General features: G+C 65.1%; 1 protein-coding gene. It reads right to left on the bottom strand.

Features of this window, described 5'->3' with window-relative positions; genetic code table 11:
• Positions 1–229 (bottom strand): iron chelate uptake ABC transporter family permease subunit (locus tag QP548_RS16945; protein ID WP_284905670.1); only part of this gene is annotated, 229 nt, incomplete at both ends.

Here is a 229-nt window from a genome sequence, read left to right as displayed (position 1 = left end):
CCCTAGTTGCCGCGCCTGTACCTCGCCCAGCGCCATCAGGTTGAGCGCTTTGCCCTGGCCACACAACCACAGCAGCACCGGCAGCAGCGCCAGCACCAGCCACTTTTGGCGCCAGTCGACCCCGCCGAAACCGCCCATCATCCAGTACATCAGCTGCCGCAGATCGAGGCTGGTGCTGAAATAGACCGCCCAGGTCATCAGCGCGCTGCACACGATGCCCAGCGCTACG

The organism is Clostridium sp. UMB9555A, from assembly GCF_030222355.1.
Classification (GTDB): Bacteria; Bacillota; Clostridia; order Clostridiales; family Clostridiaceae; genus Sarcina; species Sarcina perfringens.
Note: the sequence above shows the minus strand (reverse complement) of the source record. Positions and strands in the feature narration are given on the sequence as shown.